Here is a 26,897-nt window from a genome sequence, read left to right on the forward strand (position 1 = left end):
CTTGTTAAAATCTCGTCAATTTAATCTATAAAACGAGAATTAAGATGGGCAGAGCATTTGAAGTCCGCAAAAACGCCATGGCAAAAACGGCGGCGGCAAAAACCAAAGTAAACTCAAAATATGGTAAAGAAATTTACGTAGTCGCAAAAAACGGTGGTGCTGACCCGGAAACAAATTTGTCTTTACGTCGTTTGATGGACAAAGCAAAGAAAGATCAAGTTCCAGCACACGTTATTGATAAAGCAATTGAAAAAGCAGCAGGCGGTGCGGGCGAAGATTATTCTACAGCGCGTTACGAGGGCTATGGTCCGGGTAATTGCATGGTGATTGTAGATTGCTTAACGGATAACCCTAATCGTACTATTAAAGATGTGCGCTTACCATTTACTAAAACAGACTCAAAAATTGGTAACCCGGGCTGCGTGGCACATATGTTCGATCACTTCGCTATTTTAGGGTTTGATGGCGATGATGATGAAGCAGTATTAGAAGCGCTGATGATGGCTGACGTTGATGTTACCGATGTAGAACTTGAAGAAGGAAAAGTATCGGTATTTGCGCCTCACACAGAGTATTACAAAGCCAAAACAGCACTGACAGACGCATTTGAAGATATTAACTTTGAGATAGACGAAATTACATTCGTACCGCAAACACACATTGATATTACAGACCCTGATGATATTGCTAACTTTGAAAAGTTCATTGGCATGCTAGAAGACTGTGATGATGTGCAGAATGTGTATCATAATGCGATTGTAAAAGATTAATTTCAATACTAATAGTTTAAGCCGAGCAAGTTGCTCGGCTTTTTTATTGTGTTTTTGGGGTAAATAGTATGAGCAAGATAGTAAGCATGGATAACTCAGAGCATTATAAGTGGGGTGATGTGTGCGATGGCTGGCATTTAGCCACGACTAAAGGGCTCAGTGTGATTCAAGAGCGATTACCACCTAACGCACAAGAAGTCAGGCATTTTCATCATTTTGCAGAGCAGTTTTTTTATATTTTAGATGGTAAAGCATGGCTAGAAGTCAATGGTGAGCAATTTATATTACTCAGTGGGCAGGGTATGCATGTGAGTGCTAACACCCCACACCAATTAAAGAACACCAGCCTTGAAACCTTAAATATGTTGGTGATCTCTACACCACCCAGCCATGGTGATCGCACCATAATTGAAGAAAAAGACGTGTGATCTATGCATACTAAGTTAGTAAAATAATGATCGCTATAATTTACTGCGATACCTGCCTTATTGCTACCAAGTACGCGAAGAGCTTTTTTGAGCTAGCTACTTGTGATTGATGCTCAAATAGCAAACAAAAGTCATCGATATATAAAAATTGTATCTAAGTTATTGATACTTTTGTTGCTCGAATAATGCGAGGAATGATCTTATTTCAAAAATAACAGGTTATGTATCGATAACTTGGTCACCAATACTCAGTCAGATGTTTGATTTTATAACCCATTATGTAAACGCCAGTGTCTATTGATTTATAAGGCTTCATTAAGAGATTCTAACCTTCGTCAGGAAGACGGCAGGCGTATGTTTTGGTACTGCCGTGTTCTTAACTATCTGTGGCTTACTTACTCTGACTTAGTAAAATACTGATCTCTTTAATTTGTGCAATGCTAGCTTCATTGTCACCATGCACACATAAAGTGTCTGCTTGTAAAGGTAGTTGCTTACCAGAGCTGGTGGTTACACAGCCGTGCTGTACAAGTTGTTTAACTTGAGCCATAAGCGCTGTTTTATTATGTACTGCATTTGCTTTAGTTCTCGAAGTAAGCAGCCCTTCATCGGTATAAAGCCTATCGGCAAATGCTTCAAATAATAGTTGCACACCCAATTTAGCCGCTAACGTTCGATGAGCTTGTTGCTGAGCGCTTGCTAGTATCATCAGCTTTAACTCTTTAGGATAACTGGCAGTGGCTTTAATTATCGTGGTTAGTAGTGTTTCGTCCTTCATCATGTCGTTGTAGAGTGCGCCATGTGGTTTGATGTAGGTAAGTGAAAGCCCTTGAACTTGTGCCATACCATCAAGTGCTGCAACCTGATAATGAATGAGATTGGTTAATGCGTCTGGGCTTATATTCATTGAACGACGCCCAAAGCCTTGCAAGTCAGGATAGCTTGGGTGCGCGCCAATCATAACTTGATGTTGTTTCGCAAGTTTTAGTGTGTTGCTAATAACGTCTGGATCACCTCCATGAAACCCACAAGCGATGTTAGCGCAGTCAATGACTGCCATAGCTTGTTCATCAAGGCCTACTTTCCAAGCACCAAAACTTTCTCCCAGATCACAGTTTAATAGCATGGTTGTTCCTATTTTATGGTTACAGGTAATGCGCCATTAGCAGGTGCTAAACCCAATATCACTTTTGCTAAAGCGGTAAAAGCAGGGCCTTTAACGTGTTCATCATTATCAACATCAATGTTGTAAGCATAACTTGCTAATACAGCATCACTGACAGGGGCAAATTGCTTTATCTCATAAGGCGCACGCAAACTAATAAATAAAGTTGGCTTGTGCTGCTTTTTGGCCGAACTTAATAGTGTCAGCAGCGCTTGAGGTTGCTGTTTGCGAGAAAGAGAGAACTTTTCTAGCCTGGTAACATCTTCCATGCCCCCAATTTCTACAGCGCTTTGTTGTGGGCTGGCATGTGCAGCTATCACTACATCAGCGCTAGTAATATGTTGTTCGGCTACTTTTGGGTCAAAACCTTGCAAGCTGTTACAAGTTATCTGTAAAGGGGCTTTACTAAAGGTGTTAAGTGCTCGGCGCATGGCTTCACACTTGCGCATATCAGGCATAATTAAATGTAAACGTTGATGGGTTGCTGCGTTTAAAGGCAGTAATTGTTCATTTTTAACTTGGGTAATGGCTGCCAGCGCAAGTTCTGCTTCTAGTTTTCGATGTCCGGGGTTACCTAATGTGGCTTGAGCAATCGCGCTTGAATGATTGCTGGTATTTTTTAAATGACGTTGTTTAAGTCGGTTAATACGTGCCGCAGAACGATTAATTTCTTCACCATTGAGTTTGCCTTCTTGCACTGCTGAAGTCAGGGCATTTAATAGTAGGTCTAACTGCTTGATATCATCAGGTGTACGAATTGCAATTGGCATAAGCGCAATATCTACACCTGCTTTGAAGGTTTCAATCACAGCAGATGTGGAATCAAAAAAGTCACTAATACCAGCCATATCAAGTGCATCGGTGATCACAACGCCTTGATAGTTTAACTTAACACGTAGCAAGTCATGCATAATAGCGCGCGACATCGTGGCGGGTTTTAGCATTTGCTCACCATGTTTGTTTGCTAGCGTACTACTATCAAGTTCAGGATACTGAATGTGTGCCGTCATGATCATACCCGGCGCATTGGTATTTATCACCGCTTGAAAAGGCGCTAAGTCATTTTTCCAAATAGTGTGTTTATCATGGTCCACTCTTGGCAGTCCAGTATGGCTATCAACGTGCGTATCACCATGGCCCGGGAAATGTTTTAGCGCTGAAATAACATTTTGTTGTTCAAAGGCTTTAACTTGAGCGGCTCCTAATTTTGCCACCGTGTCTGGGTTTTCAGAAAAGGAGCGTACATTGATCACTGGATTGTCAGCGTTCATATTGACATCAACCGTTGGCGCAAAATTTACATTAATACCAAGGCTATTGAGTTCTTTACCGATGACAGTTGCAACGCTGCTGGCATAGTGTGTGCCATGTTTTGGATAGGTCGCACCAATACTCATATTACCGGTAAATGAGGTGGCTTGTTCACGATTTATACGTGCCACACGGCCACCTTCTTGATCGATGGCAATAAAGAGTGGGTGAGGGTATTGGGCTTGTTTTGCTGCATGTTGCAGTTGGTTGTTTAAATTAACAATTTGCTCAGTATTGGCGGTATTTTCTGAAAATAGAATAACCCCGCCGATGTGATATTTACTGATCACGTCAGCCAACTGATTGGGTAATCGGGTCATGGGTTCACGACATGATTTACTCTTTCCTTGGCTGCAAAAGTAGCGAAAGTCTAACATTAACTTTTGGCCTAACTGAACTTCTAATGGCTGTTCTGAGCGTATTGAAGCCGCTGATGTATTGCAAATGGTCATGGCGAAAAAGATACCTAGTGGTTTTAAAAGCCTAAAGCACGTCATATAAATTAATAGTTATTGTCTTTATAATGGCTAATTTAGCATTAACCGCAGGTGATTGATAACCTAAGGCGATGATCATCACTTACTCCACGTTATACGGTAATGCTAATAATGCACAGCAACCTGTTTGTTGGGGTCTATTATGCAAAGATAAACGGCCATTGTGTGCTTCTGCTATTTGTTGACACAACACCAAACCAATGCCTGAACCATGCTGTTTTGTGCTGTAAAATGGTACAAATAAATTATCAGAATTACCAATGCCAGCGCCATTATCACACACTCGAATTCTAATTTGCTGGCCAACAAACTCCCACTCAATATCAATTTTACACTTACGCTCACTTTGCTGTGCAGCGTCTTGTGCATTCTTAAATAGGTTGATTAGTAGCTGCTCTATTTGTACTGCGTCAATGTGAAGTATGACATCACTTTTTAGTATTATGTTAAATTCACAGTTATTAAAAGGTTGTTGGCAATTGCTTAGTAATTTTTGTAATGAGCAGGGCTTACAATTTGGCTCGGGTAATCTGGCTAATTGATTGTAGCTTTCAATAAATTGCCCTAAGTCGCTTGCGCGTTTGCCAATAAATTCTAAGTTATCGGTAATATTACTTTTAAGCGCTATATCACTTTGTTTGTTGATTATTTTGATCAAGGTCTGTGAAATAGATGCAATGGGAGAAAGTGAATTGTTGATCTCATGGCTCATTACTTTTATCAATCGTTGCCATGCATTACGTTCTTCGTGTCTGAGCAGCGAATGAACATCTGTTACAAATACCAACTTATACGTTTTTCCTTCACTTAAGTAGTGCTCCACATGTAAGTTAAAGCGTTTTGATTGTAACCCCATTGGCAGCTCAATCACTTTATTTTGGCCTTCGCTAAGCGCATTCACGGGTACTAGCTCTTTAGGTAACTTAATGAATGAGTTATTGCTATCAAGCGAAAATAATTTTTGTGCTGCTGGGTTATATAGCTGAACATGTTGTTGCTCATCAATGGCTAAAATAGCGACATCAATGTGTTCGAGTACGGTTTGCACCAGTTGCTGCGACTCGACCGACTGCCAGCGCTGCGCGCTTAGTCGCTGTGCTAGGCGGTTAATTGCGCTAAAAAGCGGTGCTAATTCATGCTCATATTGCCCAGCTCGTGCTCGTAAGCTGTAATCACCTTGTGCGAGTGCCTCTATAAGGTTAGTTTGTGTACGCAGTTGATACACGACTTTTTGCCTGATATGAACACCACTCCAAATGATCATAATGGTGCCAAGTAAAGCGCATAATGCAATCAGCCAAACTGAGATGTCTGTGTACAGCATAGTGATTATCAGCAGCAGCAACAAAGGTATTGCAGTTGCTAGATAAATCATACTTAGCTGAGTTTCGTAGGGGGTGTGTTTAGGCATTATGAATTTCCTAGGCGTTATTTACCCGCTTTATTTAAACGACGATAGAACGTGCTTCGGCTTAAGCCCAAAGACTGTGCTGCAGCGACGGCATCCCCGTCATAAAATGCCAGCCTTCGCACCAGTGCATCTTGCTCTATTTCATTCAAAGTAAGGTGTGCAGTATCCACAGTACAATATGGATGTATTTCTACATGCTTTGGTTGTTGCACTGGCGTTAGGTTTAGGTGTTCGGCATCTATGTGCTCTGTTGGCGCTAAAATATGAGCGCGCTCCATAATGTGTGCTAACTCTCTCACATTCCCGGGCCAGTGGTAGTCTTGTAATGCACGCTGTGCTTGAGCGGTTAATGTACGCCCCTGCGCGGCATATTTTTCTATAACGCGGCCTAAAAAATAATGCGCTAAAGGCAAAATATCTGCTATTCGTTCACGTAAAGGTGGAATATGTATTTGTACGGTATTAATACGATATAACAAGTCTTTACGAAACTCCCCCGTTGCAACAGCATGGGTGAGGTCAGCGTTCGTTGCGGCAACTAACCGTATATCAACTGATTGAGTTTTACTGGCCCCTACTTTTTCAAACTGCTTTTCTTCAAGTACGCGTAATAATTTTGCTTGTTGTGAGTAGGGAGTGTTGGCTATTTCATCTAAAAATAACGTTCCTTCGTCGGCTAATTCAAACCGGCCAATACGCTGCGATTTGGCATCGGTAAAAGCGCCTTTTACATGGCCAAACATTTCACTTTCAAACAAACTTTCACTGACTGCACCCATGTTAACGCTGATCAGTTGCTCTTCTTTGCGTGTTGATAGGTCGTGCAAATAGCGAGCAAACAAGCTTTTTCCTGTACCATTTTCGCCAGTAAGTAATACGCTTACATCGCTTTTAGCCACTTGCGATAGTGTGGCGAGCACTTGTTTTATTTGTACTGAATGGGCAATTAACCCTGAAATAAAACCCAGTTCGTTTTGCAGTAGCTGATTATGTACAGCCAGTTTTTGGCTGCGCTTGTTGGCTTTAGCCAATTGTAATTGTGTGCGCACAATCGTGATCAGTCGTTCGTTTTCCCATGGTTTTTGCACAAAATCATTGGCACCGTGCTGCATGGCTTTAACTGCTATTTCAATGCTGCCCCACCCTGTAATTGCAAGAATGGGCAGTTGCTCATCATCTAGTCTTAATTGTTGAATGAGCGCCAAGCCCTCTTCAGCCGAAGTGGTATCTTGGGTAAAGTTAAGGTCGGTGATCACCATACTAAAGGTATGACTTTTTAACAGCTGTTTGGCGATGATCGGGCTATTTGCTTGTAAGCTGGGGTAGCCTTCTTCCATCAGCAATAGACTTAGTGCATGCCTTATGCCTTCATCATCATCAATAATTAAAATTGGATTGCTCATAAATATTTGTTAATCACGCGCTTAGATGAGTTTAGTGTACGACAAAGCGCAGCAAATATAAAAACTACGCTGTGTCGGTATGTTGTTATTGATTGTGTAAAGCGTATGCTGGTTCGTTCACCAGCGCACGCTTGGTTGGCAAGTAAGTAGCCAGTAAAACCACCGCTGATAACAGTGTTGTGAGTACAAATGCCGCAATCACAATATCGCTAAATTCAACGCCAATAGGCACCGACATTGCATACCCTAAACCCAAGCCAATCGCTAAACCCGGTACTGCGCCTAGCAATAGCTGTTTAGTTCCTGAGATAAGAAACTCTTTACTTATATGCTGCTCGCTTGCGCCTAATGCCCGTTTTACTCCAATCTCTTGATTGCGTTGTGAGATGGTATTGGCCATCACGCCATAGATACCACTGGCGGCAAGTAAGAACGATGCCAGTCCAAATAACATTAACACACCACCCACAAATCTCAGTGGTGCTACGCGTTGGGTTAAGCGCCCATCTAAGCTATCGATATTAAAAATAGGTAACTGCGGAACCACTTGGTTGATAGCGTTTGTTAGCGCCTCTTTTGCAAGGCTCATATCGCTGTGGATGCTTGCTGCTATATACATCGATGAGCGAGGAGACTGTGCAAACGGCACATAAACCGACGGCGTTTTTGATGCTCTATCTCGGTTAGGCATAGTTTGCACGATATGTTTAACCACACCCACAATGGTAAGCCAAGGGCCTTTACTCGAGTCTTCATTAATAAATTGAATTCTTTGACCAAGCGGTTGTTCAGTGCCCATATATTGCTCTACAAAACTATCGCTAACAATAACAGTGTGTTTGTCTATTTTGTTATCTGAATTTGTAAATAATCGGCCTTTTACCAATTGTGCCTCTAAGTGGCTTAAAGTACCTGGGAATACGGCGATTTGATTGGCCCTTGGGTAACTAGATAGCCCTTGTTTGGCATATTCTTGCCCGGCAATGGCAACTGCTGGGCGTTTATCACCAAAGCCGGGTAAAGCTGAGGTGATGATAGTGTCTTGTAATATATTATGTGTTGCTAATTGTGAGTTGAGTGCCTGTACAAACTGAATTTTTTGTTGATCAGTTTGGTATTGTTCTTCAGGAAGTGTTATTTGGCCGGTGAGCTTATTGCGAGTATTAACCCCATAGTCGGCGTAAGTTGCTTTAAAGCTCCCGGTGATCATAACCGCCGCGACAATTAAAATGGTAATAGATAAAAATACTTCGCCAACCACTAGGGCTTTATTTAGTTTACCCGCATTTTTGCCCAGTGCGCCGCGTGTACCATCACGCAATACGGCGTTAAAGTCGCCATTAATATTGCGCCATGCAGGTAAAAAACCAGTCACAAAAATAGTGCTCACCAAAAAGGCAAAAAAGATTTTAAGCGAATAGGCATCAATACCAAAGTTCCACCAAAATGGCGGCCGATCAGTAAAAAACTGATTAGTGACGGTTTGTGTTACTTCAAGCCCCCAACCCATAACCAATAAACCAATTAAGCCACCCAAACCACAAATTAAAATGCTCTCCCAAAGCAGCTGGCTTAACAAGCGGCCAGTGGGCGCACCCAATGCAACACGAATAGCGGTTTCTTGAGAGCGCTCAACGGCTCTGGATAATAGTAAATTACCCACGTTAACCGACGCTAAAATGAGAATTAACACCGCAGCTACGTGCATGACATAAACGACGGGCATGCCGCCATCTGCGGTAGACATATGCATAGTGAGAGCGTAGGCACCTAAGCCAGAGTTGGTTTTTGGGTAGCGCTGTTCAAGGCGCTGCATAATCAAGCTTAGTTCATGATCTAGCTGTTCAATACTGGTGCCAGGTTCCCTAAGCGCAACACCAGTAACTTGGCTATTTTGCGTGCGTGTTACTTGTTGGGTATTGTCACGTAGCGGACGCCACAATTGGGCACGGCGTGGGTAGTAATAACCCTCAGGCATTACGCCTATCACTTGGTAGTTTTGACCATTAATTTTTAGTGTTTTTGAAAGCACATCTGATTTGCCGCCAAAATGATTTTGCCATAAATCATAACCAATAACGGTCACGTTTTGCGCGCCCACTTTGTCTTCCTCTGGACTAAACGTGCGGCCTAATAGTGCGCTGGTGCGAGTAAGTGAAAACATATTAGCACGAGCATCGGTGGCACTGTATCGGCGAGCTCCATCTCTGCCAGCAATATTAACAACCGAGTTTCGGTAGCTACTAAACTCGCTTATGTTGCTTAAACTTGCTTTTACTTCTTCAAAATCATGGATGTTAAAATCACCAAAATTACGTTTGCCGTTCATTGAGGTGGAGAGTTCAATCAAGTGCTCGCCATCAGTAAAAGGCAGTGGTTTAAATAGCATGGTGTTCATAAATGAGAACAAATACACGCTTAAACCAATTCCTGTGGCCATAACAAATATCGTTAATGCACTAAAGCTGGGCTTTTTGGCTAACAAGCGTATGGCATATTTTATATCGCTGCGAATACTCATTATAGACCCCTATAAGTTTACAGCTTGCGCATTATCTGCATTTGCTGGTTGGCTTTTATGGTCGCTAACGATACGTCCATCAAGTACTTCGATGTTGCGCTGTGCGCGTTGTGCCGAACGGGGGTCGTGTGTAACCATACAGATAGTTGCGCCTTCTTGATGAAGTTGGTCTAGTAGCGCTAATACATCGTGGGCATTTTTTGAATCAAGGTTACCTGTAGGCTCATCGGCTAAGATTAAACTTGGCGCACCTGCTATTGCACGAGCAATGGCTACACGCTGTTGTTGCCCTCCGGATAGCTGTGAAGGGTAATGGTTGGTGCGATGGCTCATATTAACCTTTGCCAGAGCCTCAGCCGCCATTTGTTTCACTTGTGACTTAGTTAAGTCTGAACGATAGGTGAGGGGTAACTCGACATTTTCCATTACATCTAAATCACTGATCAAATTGAATGACTGAAAAATGAAGCCTATTTGCTTGTTTCTTATTTGCGCACGCTGCGGTTTAGTTAGGTTACTTACTTCATGCCCTGCTAACTGATAGCTACCTGATGTTGGTGTATCGAGTAGGCCAAGCAAAGAGAGCAAGGTTGACTTTCCAGAGCCAGATGGACCAGAGATGGCAATATATTCTTGCTTAAACACTTGTAATGATATGTTGTTAAGTGCATGCGTTTCTAAATCATCTGAGTAAAATACTTTACATAGGTTGTTGAGTTGTAATACACATTGAGTCATGGTGCTTTCCTAATCGATTCTAAATTGAGTGTAGCTTTCAAAGCGGCTTGGGTCGGACGTAATAATTTTATCGTCCGCTTTAAGCCCTTGAATGATTTGTACATAACTGACAGACCCTAACCCCAGTTTTACACCTGTGCGCTCAGCCATTAAACCATTTGAGCTTAGTTTGTAAACACTGGATTGGGTTTGACTTTGAGAAAATAATGGCCGCGACACGTACAGCGTATTGGTTAGTTCAGCGATGGTAATTTCACCATCTACGCTCAGTGCTGGACGTGCATCTTTTGGCAGTGGCTCAGAAAATGCGACATCTACCTGTACGTTACCTTGTACTACTTCTGGGTCTATGCGGGTTACATTGCCTAGCACTTCGCTATTTTGTGTACTTATGGTAACTTTTTGACCAACAATAATTTGTTGAATTTGAATTTCTGGCACTTGCAGCTCTGCAATTAACGCACTTTGATCAGCCAGTTTGGCTATGTTGCTACCCATACTGACATGCTGACCTACTTCGACAGGAAGCGCCAAAATAATACTGTTAATTGAAGCGCGAACTGTCAGTTCATCAACTTGGGTTTGAATACGTGATACGCGGTTTTTTAACTGGTTGAGCCTAGCAAAGCGGGCATGTTGCTGGGCCTGTAGGCTTTTACTCGACTTTGTCATTTGTAACTTGGCAGAACTGAGTGCTTGTTTAGCTTGGTCTTGCGTTATTTTCGCGCGTTGAAAGTCAAGCTTTGATACTGCGCCTGTTTCGATTAATTCTAAATGTGCTTGATATTCATGCTCTGCGCCGGCCAACGCCATTTGTGCGTTAAGCATGTCAGATCGTTGCTTTGCAATGGCTGCTTGCTCGGCTAAATCGTTTGCCTTGTGTTCAGCCTCTAATGCTGACAACTCCCATTGTGCTTCTGCAAGCTCTTGCTCTAAATGTGGGTTAGTAAGACGAACAATTGCGTCACCTTTTCGTACTTGCTGACCGGGTTTATATAGTAGGGCTTCTACTTTTGCATCGCCACTGGCCGATAACCACTGTACTTTCTCTGGTACCAGTACGCCGTTACCACGTACCGTTACGGTAAAGTCGCCTTTTTGTACTTTGCTTATAACTAATGAGTTAGCACTAAGTGTGAGTGCTGCTCGGCTAAACTGCCAAAGTTGATAAATACCCGTAAATAATATGGCGAGTACTATACTTGCGATAAAAAACTTGCGAACATGCGTTTTCTTTTTGGTTGACACTGCGATGTCCATTTAAGCTCCTAATAAAATTCAGTATGAATAAGTAGAAGAGTGCAGACACTGTGCCAAAATTTAAGGATTTGAATTTAAAGGGTTTTAATTGTTTTTTGAATTTGCAGTCCTAAATATGGGATTTGTATTGAGACAGATCCTAAAAGTGGGATCAGATGACAGTGAATAGGCTTTTTTGAAAAGAATATGCTTCACATCGTTGCTTGAGCTTAATCTAAGTAATTATCTCATGCTTTAAGTTGAGTGCTTTACTGCTTCACAGTTCATTGTGGAGCAGTAATGTATGCCTATTTTTGTATATATTATTTTCACTATTAGACTTAGATTTTATATGAATTTGTTAACTTTATTAGGTTTTTTTAGTATTTGTAATGCTATATTGGCTATGTTATTCACTGCAATATTGCTCTAACGCGATATCACTGTGAGCATAAAAGTAACTAATTGTTTATTAATTGTTTGTTTTTTGTTTTTATTTCCCCCTACTTTTTATTTCTTTTAAGCTAAAAAGTTAGAATCTAAAAAAACTAAATTTTAATTTAAGTCTTTGATATTTAGTTTCTTATTTACTTTTTTTATTGTGGTGTTGCTCATCTTGCATGCTGGGCTTTAATGGTTTTCACTCTTTACTTTATTTGAATTTTGTTTTTAGAAATATTATATAAACAACAATTAATTTAAAGTTATAATTTTATTAATAAATATTGACATGTCAGGTGGTTTACAACCACAATGCGTTAGGCATTTACTGTTATAGGTACAGTTTTGCCTGCTTTTAAATATAGAATTAAAGGACTGGTCTATGAAGACGCTATACGTGCTCACTGAAGCGCTTTTTCACACTGGCTATCTTGTTGAAAAGATGCATGACAACAATAGCTTCGATAATTTCATTTTTGTTGTTCGTGATCGAAACTCTTTAAGTCGGTTGAATCTCGATAAGTTACATACAACTTATGCAGGAAGGACATCACTTGATGAAAGTGAACTACAGAAGTTTCATCAGGCATATGGAGGTTTATCCTCAGCCGAACTTAGTATGATTAGTCAATTTGGGATCCCTGAAAAGCATTGTCTAAGTGCGACTAACACTGTTGTAGTTGAAGGCTTTAATTGCAATAAATTACAAGAAAGGGTGCAAGTTGATTCCTCTTTTAAATGTGCAGCCATATTTTTAGACTGTATTTTGAGTGACTGGTGGATTGACGTATTTGATGGTCGAATCATTAATGCGCATTCTGCGGTGTTGCCCTATGCGCGAGGTATGTATGCTATTGAGCAATTCTTATTGTGCGCAACTTCGGAGCAAGTTGAGCAAGCTGCTGGAGCGACAATTCATTATGTAAATAGTGGTATCGACAAAGGCAATATCATTGATACAACACAGTTGCAAGACTTATGGAGTATGGGGTCAATTTGGGCAGTTAAGGCTGCATCATATATGGCTGCATTTAGCCTTTTAGCTAATTACTGTAATAAAAATGACTGCTTTTCATTATTAGATGCTCAGGTTCAAAATAAGTATGGTCCATTATTTCTCGCAAAAAATTTTACTGAACAAAAACGTTTACTGGCAGAGCATGCCTTTTTAACAATTAAAAATATTGAAGGCATTCACTATGGAGCAGCTTAACCTTTGGCTTTTTCTTACAACGAGCTTAGTTATTAATGCTGTGCCAGGTCCTGATGTGCTCTATGTCATTAGTAATCACAAATACAAAGGATGGCCAGCTGCGCTCCCAAGTATTGCGGGACTATTTGCTGGCTATTTATTTCATGTATTGATCACTTACATAGGTGTGTCAGCAATTATTGCTGGCAATCCAATTTTATTTAGTGCTGTGAAATACCTAGGTTCGGCTTACCTCATATGGATGGGTGTAAATATAATAATAGAGGTATTAAAAAAGCATAAAAAAGTTACAGTTGATGATGAAATAGACGTTGATGTTAATAAAAGCACAGTAAAGTACTTTAGTAGAGGCTTTATTATTAGTGCATTGAACCCAAAGGTTAGTATATTCTTTTTGTCATTTTTGCCTCAATTTATACCAAAACAAGAAGCAGATAGTTACCTTATTATAATCTTGGGTTTGATTTTTTGTATTGGTGCCACATTATTCAATTTGTTGTACTGCATGTTAAGCAGCATTAATTACAAAGGAAAGGTTAAATATAAAATATTCGACTTTTTGCCAGGCATAATTTTGGCTTCTGTCGGTGTTTATACTGCATTCTAGAAAGTGATATCAACCAAGGAACTAGGAGTAAATGATATGAAGGTGCCAGAGCTAAAACTTGGCTTTAAAGCTTTAACATCACTATTACCATCTGAAGAACACTGCGCAACTCATGCGAGTTACTTAGCTGAAAAAATTGCAAAAAATAAAGTCTGGACTCATCCTCTTTTAGTTGACAAGCATACTAATGTAATTTTGGATGGTCACCACAGATATAGTGCAGCAAAAACGCTAAAATTCACAAAAATCCCGTGCTTAATGGTGGATTATAATAGTCCATTAATTAGAGTGACAAGCTGGGAAACCGGTGAAAATATGGATAAGTCAAAGGTAATATCTAAAGCACTTTCAGGCAAGCTTTTTATGAAAAAGTCAACCAGACATGAACTTAACTTTATGATCCCTATTGAGTATGAACTTCCGATTGAACTCTTATCGGGTGCTATATCATGATATATAAATCTCATTTAGATTTGGTGTTAGATGATGTTTTCGTAGAAGAACACACAATATTACCGCATGCTAATTTATATATGAAAATAGAAGGTCTCTCGATAGGTGGCTCTATTAAAATAAAGCCAGCTTTAAAAATGATTAGTAGGCTTGAGATTCAGGGTAAACTTAAACCTGGTAGTAAGATAATTGAAAGCTCTTCAGGAAATTTAGGTATAGCACTTAGTATTATTTGTGCAGCCAAAGGCTATGAATTTAATTGTGTTGTTGACCCCAATATATTACCTAGCTCAGAGCGTCTTATAAAATCATATGGTGCAAATATTATTAAAGTCACTCATAAAGACGAGAATGGGGGCTTTTTAAATAGCAGGATCAGAAAAATACGTGCAATGTGTCAACAAGATGAATCTTTAACTTGGCTCAATCAGTATGAGAATATTGACAATATCGAGGCACATTATTTAACCACAGCACAATCAATCGCTAATCATTTTCCTACATTAGACTTTGTTTTTGTGGGGGCCGGTACAACTGGAACTTTAGGTGGCATAAGTCATTTTTTCTCTCGTAATTTGCCTCATACTAAAATCATTGCGGTTGACTCTGTGGGCTCTATAACCTTCGGTGGAGTCAGTGGTAAACGCAAGATACCGGGACTTGGTGCAAGTAAAGAGCCGCCTATCAGTCGGTTATCTTCTTTTCATGACATAATACGTGTGGAAGAGCAAAAAACGTTGGCTATGTGCCATGCCTTTGCTAGAAAGGGAATGTTGATCGGAGGATCTACCGGCACGGTACTTTCTGGCGTACAGCAGTATTCAGATCAAATTCCCAAAGGTTCGACCGTTGTCGCAATTTCCCCTGATCTAGGGGAGCGTTATCTCAATACAATTTATTCACCTCAGTGGCTGAATGAACATTTTCCTGATGAAACATTCAAGCCCAATCAGCCGTTACATACAATAATTAAAGGAATATAATCAATGAAATCATTTAAGGTTATCGGTGCAAAAGCTATTACACAATGGTTAAATAATCATGGTGAAAAGTTGCTCGATAGTGTTGCTGATTGCTATTGCCAATTTGCTTCAGGGAAAACGATTTGCCCTGATAGCTACTTTTTACGTTACCCAGAGCAACCTCAAAATCGTATCATCGCATTGCCTGCCTCAATTGAGTCAGCGCAAGCTCCTGTATCTGGCATTAAATGGATTGCGAGTTTTCCAGGTAACTTAACAGAAGGTCTTGACCGAGCTTCTGCTGTTGTTATTTTGAATGATCGTCAAACGGGTTATCCTATTGCTTGTTTAGAAGGTGCGCAAATCTCTTCATTTAGGACAGCTGCTTCAGCAGTACTTGGTGCTAAATATCTGCATACCACACCGGGTAAGATTGAGCATTTGGCTATAGTAGGAAGTGGGCTTATATCACATACTATAGTGAGTTTGCTAGAGCAAACAGGTTGGCAGATAGACAAGATGACAGTCATTGACCTAGACCTGAAAAGAGCGAACCAGTTCTGTGAAAAATTTCCACACATAAACGGCATTGGTAGTGATGATGTCTCAGTAATTGCACGCACTGATATGGTTATTTTTGCAACTTCAGCAATCAGTCCATATGTAAGCGATCAAGCATTATTTGCACATAACCCTACAGTCATTCATATGTCTTTACGAGATATTGCGCCTGAGTTGATTATATTAGGGCAAAATTTTGCAGATGATGTCGAGCATGCGATTAAAGCAAATACTTCCTTGCAGCTTGCTGAGCAGCTTAGTGGAAACCGTGCGTTTATGGCTGGTAACATAGTCAATCTCATTAAGCAGGAAGTTAAACCTGATTTTAGTAAACCTAGAATATACTCACCATTTGGAATGGGAATTCTTGATGTGATGCTTGGGTATCAAATTTACAATGACACCTCTGCGGAAGATTTACTTGAAGTTGATGATTTCTTCCCACAGCCTTACAGTTAGAACTAGTTTATCAGTTGAATATGCCAGCCAAAAAATGTGCTGGCATATTGTTATGAAGAATTGTTTTATCTTCATTAAGCTAGGCATATACTCTATTGGGTAACCTCGCTTATCTAGAGTTGAAGCTATTTAGGTATGTTTTTATTATTGCTAAGTACCTGATCTATACTCCACTGGCCAGCACCATGCGCTGCGAGCATTAAAAATCCCCCTGCAATCGCAATGTTCTTAAAGAACATAATAAACTGTATTTGGTCTGCTAAGTTAGCATGAAACAGCACTGCACTTACAATGCTAAAACCTGCAAAGGCCAGTGCGGTTACTCGACTTAACAAACCACTCAAAATCAATAAGCCACCGACTAACTCAAAGGCGATTACTAATGGGAGTAATTCAGAAGGTAAACCAGCCGAAGCCATATACTGAGCATTACCCTCAAAATATTGAACTTTATTTAAACCGGCTAGAATAAAAATTGCAGACAAACCAAAACGTGCCAAAAGTACAGATGTATTTGCCAAGATAGTGTTGTTGGAAAATGGATTAAATATGTTCATGATAATTCCTCAAAAAGTGTAAATTGTTTAAGTCAGCAATGATTGACTGATACACAGAGTTTAAATTCTTTTTTATGAATTAAAATTATTATATTTAGAGATAATCATTCTTTTATAAAGAATGATTGCAGGCAATAAACAGCAACTTCAATCAAGACAAAGCGCATTGTTAAATTCATACTAAACAATTTAAACAACTGAGGCTTAAAGACAATGAGTAATGAGGACGCGTTAGAAAAGCGGATAAAAAGGGTATGTGACTATATTAATCACAACTTGGATCTGCAGCTAGATTTAACTCTCCTAAGTGAAGTGGCAGCACTATCTCGATACCATTTTCACCGGGTATTTTTAGCGTATACCGGTGTGAGTGTAGTTAAATTTTTGCAGTTAGCGCGTTTTAAGCGGGCGTCTTTTCAACTTGCATTTGAGCTTGATACTAAAATTACCGATATTGCTTTAGGTGCCCAGTTTGACAGCAGTGAAGCTTTCGCACGCGCATTTAAGCGCACCTTTAAACAAACGCCTAGTCAGTTTAGACAAACACCAAATTGGCCCAATTGGTATCGTGTATTTGAGTTTACTTTGCCAGCAGTAGAAGAAGACAGCGTAAAGGTGTTGACGGTAGCATTTGAACAAACACCCATCGCCTATTTAATGCATCAAGGAGACCCACAAAGAGTGTACGAAAGTGCCGCGAAGTTTGTTGCTTGGCGAAGACAAAGCCGACGTTCTGCTATTGCCAACAGCCGAACTTTTGGTATTCCAAACGGCGATCCTAATATTATGGAAGAGCAAGCGTTTAAGTTTAAAATATGCGGTTCGCTTCACCATGGCAGTACAAACATTACTGAAAACGAATTTGGCGTAAAGGAAGGTATTATTCCCGCTATGCGCTGTGCAAAAGCCACGCACTTTGGCAGTCATGACACTTTAGAAACAACAATTTACGCGCTATATCAACACTGGCTGCCAAAAAGTGGCGAGCAACTAGGTAGTCATCCATGCTTTTTTGAGTATTTAAACCTCATTCACGAAGTTGACGAATGCGACTTACGAACTGATGTATATTTGCCTTTAGCATAGCTAAAAAGTTAGGTCGCAAACTCATACAAGAGCAACTATAACTTATTTATACATAAATGATGAGTTACGTGATTATGCTCCAGCGCAAAAAGTTACTTTATTGTATAACAGCGATGCTGCTGAGTTTACCTCAAGCGCTCCATGCACAAACAGTTCGCATTATACTGAATGACTGGGCCAGCCAACATGTGATCTCACATATTTATAGCCAGTTATTAAGTAAAGTGAATATTGACTCAAAATTTGTACCCTTACCTACAGATGGACAATGGTACTACTTAAAATACAACTATGTAGATGTTCAAGTTGAAGTATGGCAAGGCACTATGGAAGATAAATTAGCGCAATTAATCGCTTCTAACGACCTGCAAGAGGCGGGCAGCTATCCCATAGAAACCAGAGAGGATTGGTGGTACCCAAGCTATGTGGAGCTTTTATGCCCTAAGCTGCCTGATTGGCAAGCATTAAATGACTGTGCACATCTATTTAGTAAAGGAGATGACCCTAGAGGTGTTTATTATACGGGCCCTTGGGAGAAAAACGACCATGCGAGAGTAAGGGCATTGGGGCTTAACTATCGTATTGAAAGCTTACCTGATGATGCCGCTTTGGTAACCATACTTAAACAGGCATACAAGTTAAATCAACCTGTTTTATTATTTAATTGGACCCCAAACTGGGTGGATGTGCAGTACCAAGGGCAATTTGTAGATTTTCCTGCTTATGCACCCGAGTGCGAGACTAAGCCAGAGTGGGGAATGAATAAGCAGTTTTTACATGATTGTGGTAACCCCGCTACTGGTTGGATTAAAAAAGTAGCTGCCAAGGAGTTTCCAAAAGCACTTCCATGTGCTTTTTCAATTTTAGAAAATATGACTTTTAATAGCTCAGATTTAGCACAGTTTGCATTACAAGTTAATCAGCAATCACAAAGCAGTGAGCAAGTAAGTATTGATTGGTTGCAACACAACCCTACACGCTGGCAGCATTGGTTAACTTCCCCCAGCTGTGATAATCGCAGGTAATAGAAAAACTAGAGTGTAAACCCCGTTTACACTCTAGCTGATATGAGTGTCTAAAGATTTAAAATAAAGCAAATCAAATATGGTGCATTGTGCAAGCACACGCATTGTCATCCTGGCGCAGGTTAGGACCTTGTAAGTTACTCACATTGTCATCCTGACGAAGGTCAGGAGCTTGTTTGGTTATTGCAGGATATAAAAAATAGGCTCTGAAACAAGTTCAGGATGACAAACTCGTGACATAAATCCACCATCGCAGAGTGACCAAAGCCGACTACTCACACACATTGTCATCCTGACGAAGGTCAGGATCTTATGGGCGATTACAGAATATAAAAAATAGGCCCTGAAACAAGTTCAGGGTGACATAAACCCACTATCGTAGAGTGACTAAAGCCGACTACTCACACGCATCGTCATCCTGACGAAGGTCAGGAGCTTGTTTGGTTATTGCAGAATATAAAGAATGGGCCCAGAAACAAGTTCAGGGTGACATAAATCCACCATCGTAGAGTGACTAAAGCCGACGACTCACACGCATTGTCATCCTGACGAAGGTCAGGAGCTTATGGCGATTACAGAATATAAAATATAGGCCCTGAAACAAGTTCAGGGTGACATAAATCCACCATCGTAGAGTGACCAAAGCCGACTACTCGCACGCATTGTCATCCTGACGAAGGTCAGGATCTTATGGCGATTGCAGAATATATGCCCTGAAACAAGTTCAGGGTGACATAAATCCATTAGTCACTTAAAGGCACATTTTGCAAGCGGTAGAGCAGTTGACTAACAGGAATTTGATAATCAAACGTTTTGTTCAAATCGCCTTTTTTTAAAGATGATACCGAGGTAACCGCTAAGGCGTAAGCTTGCGCATTATCAAACTCTCCGTATAGAGCTGCTATAGTGGTTGTGTGAGTTGAGATTAAATTAAGTGCGGCTAATGTCGCTGAAATATCAGGTGAATACAGATAGGCTTGCAAAAGCTGTGCGTTATCTAAACTCAATTGACATACCTGCCAGCTGATACTATCTCGTTCATACTGCAAAGCCCAAATACCATTGCTATCGTGTAGCATTTGTTGCGGGGCAGTGCAGGGCGCAGGGAGGGCTTGCAAAGTACTGTGTTGCCATCCACCCGCTAGGCTATTACACAAATATTGACCACTGTTTAGTTTTATAACTTCTGTGCTTAAACCGTGTTGGCAAGCATTTTGATTATTTAGCCAAGAAGGTGATGCATTATTATCAAACCTAACAAACCCCAGTGTTGACTCAGGGTTGTTATCGGTAATACCAATAAAATAGTAGCCATTTAGTTGCCAATGGTTGTAACTCAGGGTGAGATTTTTAGATGGTATTAAAGGCAAAGTGGCGTGCGTTTTTTTACCATTTAACGCACAAACTAAGGTTAAGTCTTCAGTGTGCAAATCACAATGTTCTGTTACCCAATTGTAGTTTAGTGGTGTTGCTGCATTTGCATAGCTAGGTTTTTTTGCTGTGCTAGTTAAACCTTTTACTTGGCGTAACTGGCTATTGGGTGACTGCAACGCCGCACAGTCAGCTTGCTCTTGCGATGGCACAAGCGCCACTTTTTCGTTAAGCCAAGCCAATTCACAAGCATTAACACAGGCGAAGACTAGGCCACACAATAGTGGCCCATATTTGTAAGCTTTATTGATCATTTAGGTGCTACAAAGTTTAAATTAAAGTCGGTGGTTTGCAGTGTTTTTACTTGAGGAATAAAGTGGCTGACCTCATACGAATTACTGTAATCGATTAAAGGTAACCCTTCATCATCTAATACGGTTTCATCTGTGCTTAACCAAGGCTCTAAAGGCTCTGTTAAAAAACTCACATGTAGATGGTTTTTGTGGTTGGCTTTAACGTCAGTAACGCCTTTTAAGTTATCGGCAAAAATAATTTTAGTAGCACCCATTTGTACCAAGGCGTTAACAATCGCTTGAGTTGCACCACGGTGATAATGCGCATCTCCCACACTGACCGGACCAGATTTAGTACCTATTGGCCGAATATCTAATGTACCACCAAATTTGTGTGTAAAATGTGGTGGATTAATGCCTCCCCAGCGCATAGTAGCCCCAGTTATCGTTAAATAATTTGGCATACCAGCGGGCTTTGATGATACGTTTTTCCATGCAGTGCCTAGATTTTGCATTGCAGTAAGTACAGCTGGGTTTATATGTCGACCTACTAACCCTGCGGTAGTTAAACCTTGGCTGGCTCTATCTGGAATGTTTACCAAGCCCGATACTGCACACTTTACCGTAACTTTTAACTGTTGGCCTGCAGCGTTTGCCGTTAATAAGTCAGCGCCGGGTTGGTTGCTGTTACCACAAGAGTGAAAGTTATTTATGGTCACTTTTACTTGGCCTTGGCTGTCAGTTACAGCACTGCTTGGAGAAAACGGTGCTTTAAGGCGAAAAATACCTTGGTCAATGCGCAATTTTACTTTGCTTTGCGAGCTACGTGGAAAACGTGCAGCCATGGCATTTTTGTGGCGCCAGCTAGGAGCCGTTAACCAAGATGGCTGAGCGGTTATATTTACATTAACGCCGGTGGCAGGTTTACCATTGCTGTAGCGTAAAGTTAGGGTCCAAGTCGCAGTATTACCATTTTTTGGGTATAGAGTTACTTCACTGGTATTACTGAACGATTGATAACCAAAGTAGCCACTACCATTGGGTTCGATAATAAGTCCGTTATAATCAAATTCAGAGGTCATTGTAAGTGGTGAATGTTTAGCTGGCATCGCATGTAATGCCAAGCTTATAGAGCTAAATAAAAGTGCACACAGCACCGATAGTAGGTATTTCATAAGTCTTTCCTTGTTTAGTGAGTTCCTAATAAAACCACCATCACTTTAGTGTAAATTTACAATAAATAAACAAATTAGAAGGTGAAATTAATTAAAGCTTGATGTTAGCAAAAGTATTAATCAAACAGGGATATTGACCGTCTAGTCAAATTGCACTCCGCACAACCTAGTGTATATAAAACAACCACGGTCAGATTTTTTTGGTATTCAATACACTCTCTATTCTTAGCTATAACGGTAAAATAAAGCAAAAAGTAGTGCCTAGTTTCTATGAATTAAGTTCAACATGTTGTTTCGCACTAATTAAAGTGTAAAGGGGGTTAACGTTAAGTTGTATTCCCCAAATATACTGTGCATATCAAAGGTTTCACTTTAGTAGTGCGGGTGGCTTAAAGTAACTAAAAAACTATCTGTATTTAAAAGCCAATAAATGCGCGGTGAGTGGATAGCGTTCGTGCAATACCATTAAACTTACTTACTTACTTACTTACTTACTTAAGTGAGTTATTGTTAGGCAATCAAACCTTGTAGATAGCACCGCTCTTGCACCCCGCAACCGCAAAAGCAATTACACTAATATAAGTTCGGCAGAGTTTTGCTATAAATTAAGAAATGTTTAACGCCAAGGGCTAGTAAGTGATCACTTAAATTTACTCTGACTTGTTTGTTCTATCTCAATAAATGTTGAGGAGCTAATCTCGAATTGTTGTATTTCAATCGATAAGTCTTTACTGTAAAAGTTAACACTTTGTAATTTTTAGGTACAGTGGCTTACATGGAAGATTTTAGCCCGTCAGATTTAAAAACTATTTTACACTCTAAACGTGCAAACATGTATTACTTAGAATATTGCCGCGTAATGCAAAAAGACGGTCGAGTGCTCTACCTCACAGAAGCTAAGCACGAGAATCAATATTTTAATATTCCGATAGCCAATACTACGGTATTGCTGCTTGGTAATGGCACGTCAATCACGCAAGCAGCCATGCGTATGTTGGCTCAAGCTGGTGTGTTAGTAGGGTTTTGTGGTGGAGGGAGTACGCCTTTACATATGTCGTGTGAAGTTGAATGGTTTACACCACAAAGTGAATATCGACCAACAGAGTATTTGCATGGTTGGTTAAAGTTTTGGTTTGATGATGAGCAGCGCTTAGCAGCTGCAAAAACATTTCAACAGGCGCGTATTCAGTTTTTAGAAAAAGTGTGGAACAAAGACCGAGAACTTAAACTCGAAGGGTTTGATTTTAATAATGATGCAATACAAACCGCACTGAGCACTTTTAATAAGCGTACTGGCGATGCCAAAAAGCAATCAGATTTGTTACTGACAGAAGCACAATTGACCAAGGTGTTGTATAGATTCGCGGCTAATAATACTGATATAAAAGACTTTACCCGCCAGCACCAAAGTACCGACAAAGCCAATGACTTTTTAAACCATGGTAATTATTTAGCTTATGGTTTGGCGGCAAGTTGTTTGTGGGTGCTAGGCATTCCTCATGGCTTTGCAGTACTACATGGAAAAACCCGAAGAGGGGCTTTGGTATTCGACGTAGCCGACTTAGTCAAAGATGCGTTAGTTTTACCTTGGGCATTTATATGCGCCAAAGAAAACGCCACAGAGCAAGAGTTTAGACAACAAGTACTGCGAGCATTTACTGATCATAAAGCGCTCGACTTTATGTTTGAAACAGTAAAACAAGTTGCGTTGCAACATTACACCGCCGAGGCTATCGAGGCACAAAACTTATGATGGTCACTTTTGTAAGTCAGTGCGAGAAAAACGCTTTAAAGAAAACTCGCCGAGTGTTAGATGCATTTGCTAACCGTATTGGTGATAACACATGGCAAACATTGATCACCGAAGATGGCTTACTCACTGTTAAAAAAATGCTACGTAAAACCGCTAGCCGCAGTACAGCCGTAAGTTGCCACTGGATCCGCTCTCGCGCAAGAAGCCAGTTGTTGTGGGTGGTGGGCAAGCGCAGTAAATTTGATGAGCAAGGTGTGGTGCCCGTTAATTATACGCGCAGAATACAACTTAATAGCGACGTAGCAAATGATTGGCACTTTTTGCCATTAATTAAAGCGCTGGTTGGCGTGTCGGCACTGTTTCATGATTGGGGCAAAGCTACCGTAGTATTTCAAGAAAAGTTGCAACCTAACAGCAGTAATAAATATAAAGGTGACCCCATTAGGCATGAATGGATCTCGCTATTATTACTACGAGCGTTTATAGACTCCATAGAGGGTGACACAGATCAAGCTTGGTTAAGTGCTTTGAGTCACGGGGAGCTTGATGAAACTAAAATGATGACGTTTGTCAGTCAAGATAAACCCAAGCCTATTGCGGGGCTGCCGCCCGTAGCTAAACTAGTTGCTTGGTTGATTGTATCGCACCACCGTTTGCCATTGCCTAAAACTGTAGAGGCGTGCCGAGGTTACAAGTCAGAATCTGCTCAGTCTTTAGATGATGTACTTAGAGCAATCAGTAAAGAGTGGGGTTATGAAAACCGTCACGATGACCCCGCATTTGCAAAACGCTTAACCGATTGCTTTAGGTTTCCACATGGGTTAATGAGTAATTCAAAACCATGGCTGAGCCAAGTAAAAAGGTGGTCATTACGCTTACTTGATAATGTAGCGCAAGCAAAGACAGTGATAGCAAATGATAGCTATCGAGTGGTCCTTACTCACGCAAGATTATGCCTTATGCTTGGCGATCATTATTACTCATCGCAACAGGCAGATAAAAAGTGGCAAAACAAAATAGGGTTGTTTGCAAACACCGACAGCGTAACGAGAGAGTTAAAGCAAAAACTGGATGAACATTTGGTAGGTGTTGCTCGTAATGCGATTAAAACCGCGCATATGCTACCTGCATTTGAACGTGAGCCTCCACAAGCTAAAGATTTAGATAATCTACGCAAACTAAGCCCTGAAGGCTACCAGTGGCAAGATAAAGCCGTGAGCAAAATTACTCAGTGGCGGCAAACTATCACTGAACAGCAAAAGCAGTTTGGCTTTTTTGCGGTAAATATGGCAAGCACAGGGTGCGGTAAAACGTTTGCCAATGCAAAAATTATGCGAGCACTCTCTGAGGATGCCAAAAGTTTAAGATATATATTAGCTTTAGGCTTACGCACGCTCACCTTGCAAACTGGCGATGAATACCGAGAGCGAGTTGGCTTAGATAGCACTGAGCTGGCAGTACTGATTGGTTCGCGTGCGGTTATGGAACTACATAACAAAAATAAAGTGGTTGAGTCGCAAGTGCCGTTTGAACATACAGGTTCAGAGTCGTTAGCGCCATTATTAAATGAAGACGTTGATTTTGAATGTGATATTCCTGAAGAGGGCTTAACTACCGTACTAAAAGATAAGCGAGACAAGCAGTTCTTATATGCGCCAGTGCTTGCTTGCACCATAGACCACATGATGGCGGCCACAGAAACTAAGCGTGGTGGACGTTATATTTTGCCAACATTGCGATTGATGTCGTCAGACTTAGTTATTGATGAAGTAGACGATTTTACAGGCGATGACTTAATCGCAATCGGGCGTTTAATTCATTTAGCAGGCATGTTAGGTCGCAAAGTGATGATCTCGTCAGCAACCATTCCGCCTTCATTGGCAGAGGGGTATTTTAAGGCGTATCGAGATGGTTGGCTGCTTTATGCCTCAGTACGCAGTACCAGTACGGCAATAGGTTGCGCATGGGCCGATGAGTTTTCAACGCAAGTGACGACCAATCATTACAGCGAAGATGATACCCCAAAATCAATTGGCATATACCGTCAAGAGCATCAGCAGTTTGTAAATAAAAGAGCCTCAAAATTGGCTGAGCAACCTGTTAGACGTAAGGCGAAAATAAGCCATTGCTATAACATTATTGAGCGACACCAAGGGCAAAACCATCATCAGCAGCAAGTTATTATAAGTAAGCAAGCTCAGTACTTTGATGTGGTGGCTCAAAGCGCCCGCGATAAACATTTAAACCATCACTTTGTTGATACACAAACGCAGCTCAAGGTGTCGTTTGGGGTAGTGCGGGTAGCTAACATAAAACCTTGTGTAGCGCTGACTCAGCACTTACTTGAATACGATAATTGGCCTGCTGACACGCAAGTAAGGGTGATGGCCTATCATTCTCAGCAAGTATTGCTGATGCGCTCAATACAAGAGCAGCACTTAGATCAAGTATTAAAGCGCAAGGAGGCACAAGGTGAGCAGCCTCAAGCGTTGAGCCACCCTGTGGTACGTACACACTTAAATCAAATTGCAAGAATAAAGCTAGAGACTCAACACGTTATGTTTGTGCTGGTGGCCACGCCAGTGGAAGAAGTAGGCCGCGATCATGACTTTGATTGGGCGGTGATTGAGCCGTCATCTTATCGTTCAATAATTCAGTTGGCAGGGCGTGTGCGAAGGCATAGAAAAGAGGCAATAACAACGCCTAACATTGCCTTGCTGCAATACAATTGGAGGGCGATTAAGCACTATCATGAAGAGGGTAATAAAGCCTATATCAAGCCGGGGTTTGAAAACTACTGCCGATTAATTACGCACGACTTAACGCAGCTAATAGAGGTAGGGCAGGTGGCAAAATGTTTAGATGCTATACCCAGAATTTGTAAACCTGAGCATATCAACGCTCAGTATGTGTTTCGTAACACACAAGCTCAAGACTTAGCAGAGCTTGAACATGCCGCCATTTTGAGTAGCTTGGCATATTACACCACCGCAAAAGAGAAAAAACCGCAAACAAGCCCCGCAACTATGCAGGGTTGGCTTAAACACCATTGGTTTTTAACGGCCCTGCCACAGTATTTGGCTCCATTTAGAAAAGGCACACCGACCTTAAAAGTATTTTTAGTGTTTGATCAGTATTCGCAGCAAAGCCGCTTTTGTGAAAAAGACGACCAAGGTCATGCCGTCGATAGAGAGGATATTTTAAGTATAAAACGCATTGAATTAAGCCCTCAGGCTACAGCAAGGTTGTGGCTAATACGAGACTATAATCAAGCTTGTATTGATATGGCTGAGCAATCGCACCATAGCAGCTTGCCACATAGCCAGCGGTTAATATCGCAAAAATATGGGGAGCTGAGTTTTACACATAATGAAAATAAACATTACGCCTATAACGATCAGCTAGGGTTAGTAGAATTGATCAATTGATGTGAACAAACAACACGCAGACCACAGAGG

General features: G+C 40.9%; 21 protein-coding genes. 11 read left to right on the forward strand and 10 right to left on the reverse strand.

Going from position 1 to position 26,897, the window contains the following annotated elements:
- The first annotated feature begins 44 nt into the window (after positions 1-44).
- Both OCI93_RS16410 and OCI93_RS16415 read left to right on the forward strand, forming a co-directional pair.
- A complete protein-coding gene (locus OCI93_RS16410) occupies positions 45-770 on the forward strand; it encodes a YebC/PmpR family DNA-binding transcriptional regulator (protein WP_261594470.1) in 726 nt (241 codons plus the stop codon).
- Between the two features lie 68 nt (positions 771-838).
- On the forward strand, positions 839-1,198 hold the full coding sequence (locus OCI93_RS16415; protein ID WP_261626837.1) for a cupin domain-containing protein: 360 nt from the start codon (positions 839-841) through the stop codon (positions 1,196-1,198).
- A 391-nt stretch (positions 1,199-1,589) separates the two neighbouring features.
- Here OCI93_RS16415 and OCI93_RS16420 read toward each other — a convergent pair whose 3' ends face one another.
- The 7 genes from OCI93_RS16420 to OCI93_RS16450 all read right to left on the reverse strand — a co-directional run bounded on the left by OCI93_RS16420 (position 1,590) and on the right by OCI93_RS16450 (position 11,504).
- Positions 1,590-2,324, reverse strand: coding sequence for a 5-oxoprolinase subunit PxpA (locus OCI93_RS16420; protein ID WP_261594468.1), 735 nt, complete (start codon positions 2,322-2,324; stop codon positions 1,590-1,592).
- 8 nt (positions 2,325-2,332) lie between these two features.
- Positions 2,333-4,126 carry a glycoside hydrolase family 3 protein gene (locus OCI93_RS16425; RefSeq protein WP_261594467.1) on the reverse strand — a complete coding sequence of 598 codons (1,794 nt, stop codon included), beginning with the start codon at positions 4,124-4,126 and terminating at the stop codon, positions 2,333-2,335.
- A 127-nt stretch (positions 4,127-4,253) separates the two neighbouring features.
- The gene (locus OCI93_RS16430) at positions 4,254-5,582 is read right to left on the reverse strand and encodes a sensor histidine kinase (RefSeq protein WP_261594466.1); all 1,329 of its coding nucleotides are present in this window, start codon (positions 5,580-5,582) and stop codon (positions 4,254-4,256) included.
- A gap of 17 nt (positions 5,583-5,599) precedes the next feature.
- Positions 5,600-6,985 (reverse strand): sigma-54-dependent transcriptional regulator, encoded by a 1,386-nt coding sequence (locus tag OCI93_RS16435; RefSeq protein WP_261626838.1) that lies wholly within the window; start codon positions 6,983-6,985, stop codon positions 5,600-5,602.
- 85 nt (positions 6,986-7,070) lie between these two features.
- Positions 7,071-9,506, reverse strand: a complete 2,436-nt coding sequence (locus OCI93_RS16440; protein WP_261626839.1) for an ABC transporter permease — start codon at positions 9,504-9,506, stop codon at positions 7,071-7,073.
- 9 nt (positions 9,507-9,515) lie between these two features.
- Complete coding sequence (locus tag OCI93_RS16445) at positions 9,516-10,244, reverse strand: ABC transporter ATP-binding protein (protein ID WP_261594463.1); 729 nt, start codon at positions 10,242-10,244, stop codon at positions 9,516-9,518.
- 9 nt (positions 10,245-10,253) lie between these two features.
- Positions 10,254-11,504 (reverse strand): efflux RND transporter periplasmic adaptor subunit, encoded by a 1,251-nt coding sequence (locus OCI93_RS16450; RefSeq protein WP_261594462.1) that lies wholly within the window; start codon positions 11,502-11,504, stop codon positions 10,254-10,256.
- Positions 11,505-12,306: 802 nt separating this feature from the next.
- Between OCI93_RS16450 and OCI93_RS16455 the strand changes: the two genes are divergently transcribed.
- Genes OCI93_RS16455 through sbnB form a run of 5 tightly spaced genes read left to right on the forward strand, consistent with a single transcriptional unit; the run spans position 12,307 to position 16,179 of the window.
- The gene (locus OCI93_RS16455) at positions 12,307-13,137 is read left to right on the forward strand and encodes a formyltransferase family protein (protein ID WP_261594461.1); all 831 of its coding nucleotides are present in this window, start codon (positions 12,307-12,309) and stop codon (positions 13,135-13,137) included.
- Positions 13,124-13,744, forward strand: coding sequence for a LysE family translocator (locus OCI93_RS16460; RefSeq protein WP_261594460.1), 621 nt, complete (start codon positions 13,124-13,126; stop codon positions 13,742-13,744). Before OCI93_RS16455 ends, OCI93_RS16460 begins: the two co-directional genes overlap by 14 nt.
- A 42-nt stretch (positions 13,745-13,786) precedes the next feature.
- Positions 13,787-14,197 carry a ParB N-terminal domain-containing protein gene (locus OCI93_RS16465; protein WP_261594459.1) on the forward strand — a complete coding sequence of 137 codons (411 nt, stop codon included), beginning with the start codon at positions 13,787-13,789 and terminating at the stop codon, positions 14,195-14,197.
- The gene (sbnA, locus tag OCI93_RS16470; protein ID WP_261594458.1) at positions 14,194-15,180 is read left to right on the forward strand and encodes a 2,3-diaminopropionate biosynthesis protein SbnA; all 987 of its coding nucleotides are present in this window, start codon (positions 14,194-14,196) and stop codon (positions 15,178-15,180) included. Before OCI93_RS16465 ends, sbnA begins: the two co-directional genes overlap by 4 nt.
- Positions 15,181-15,183: 3 nt before the next feature.
- On the forward strand, positions 15,184-16,179 hold the full coding sequence (sbnB, locus tag OCI93_RS16475; protein ID WP_261594457.1) for a 2,3-diaminopropionate biosynthesis protein SbnB: 996 nt from the start codon (positions 15,184-15,186) through the stop codon (positions 16,177-16,179).
- 125 nt (positions 16,180-16,304) lie between these two features.
- Here the strand turns inward: sbnB and OCI93_RS16480 are convergent, their stop codons facing one another.
- On the reverse strand, positions 16,305-16,736 hold the full coding sequence (locus OCI93_RS16480) for a DoxX family protein (protein ID WP_261626840.1): 432 nt from the start codon (positions 16,734-16,736) through the stop codon (positions 16,305-16,307).
- A gap of 213 nt (positions 16,737-16,949) precedes the next feature.
- Between OCI93_RS16480 and OCI93_RS16485 the strand changes: the two genes are divergently transcribed.
- Both OCI93_RS16485 and OCI93_RS16490 read left to right on the forward strand, forming a co-directional pair.
- The gene (locus OCI93_RS16485) at positions 16,950-17,822 is read left to right on the forward strand and encodes an AraC family transcriptional regulator (protein ID WP_261626841.1); all 873 of its coding nucleotides are present in this window, start codon (positions 16,950-16,952) and stop codon (positions 17,820-17,822) included.
- Between the two features lie 74 nt (positions 17,823-17,896).
- Complete coding sequence (locus OCI93_RS16490) at positions 17,897-18,847, forward strand: ABC transporter substrate-binding protein (protein ID WP_261626842.1); 951 nt, start codon at positions 17,897-17,899, stop codon at positions 18,845-18,847.
- Between the two features lie 743 nt (positions 18,848-19,590).
- Here OCI93_RS16490 and OCI93_RS16495 read toward each other — a convergent pair.
- Both OCI93_RS16495 and OCI93_RS16500 read right to left on the reverse strand, forming a co-directional pair.
- The gene (locus tag OCI93_RS16495) at positions 19,591-20,532 is read right to left on the reverse strand and encodes a hypothetical protein (protein WP_261594453.1); all 942 of its coding nucleotides are present in this window, start codon (positions 20,530-20,532) and stop codon (positions 19,591-19,593) included.
- Complete coding sequence (locus tag OCI93_RS16500; protein WP_261626843.1) at positions 20,529-21,686, reverse strand: hypothetical protein; 1,158 nt, start codon at positions 21,684-21,686, stop codon at positions 20,529-20,531. The genes OCI93_RS16495 and OCI93_RS16500 overlap by 4 nt, the downstream gene beginning before the upstream one ends.
- A 775-nt stretch (positions 21,687-22,461) precedes the next feature.
- Here OCI93_RS16500 and cas1f point away from each other — a divergent pair.
- Positions 22,462-23,439, forward strand: a complete 978-nt coding sequence (gene cas1f / locus OCI93_RS16505; RefSeq protein WP_261626844.1) for a type I-F CRISPR-associated endonuclease Cas1f — start codon at positions 22,462-22,464, stop codon at positions 23,437-23,439.
- On the forward strand, positions 23,436-26,867 hold the full coding sequence (gene cas3f, locus OCI93_RS16510) for a type I-F CRISPR-associated helicase Cas3f (RefSeq protein ID WP_261626845.1): 3,432 nt from the start codon (positions 23,436-23,438) through the stop codon (positions 26,865-26,867). The genes cas1f and cas3f overlap by 4 nt, the downstream gene beginning before the upstream one ends.
- Positions 26,868-26,897 lie beyond the last annotated feature (30 nt).

This window comes from Pseudoalteromonas holothuriae, from assembly GCF_945859825.1.
GTDB classification, from domain to species: domain Bacteria; phylum Pseudomonadota; class Gammaproteobacteria; order Enterobacterales; family Alteromonadaceae; genus Pseudoalteromonas; species Pseudoalteromonas holothuriae.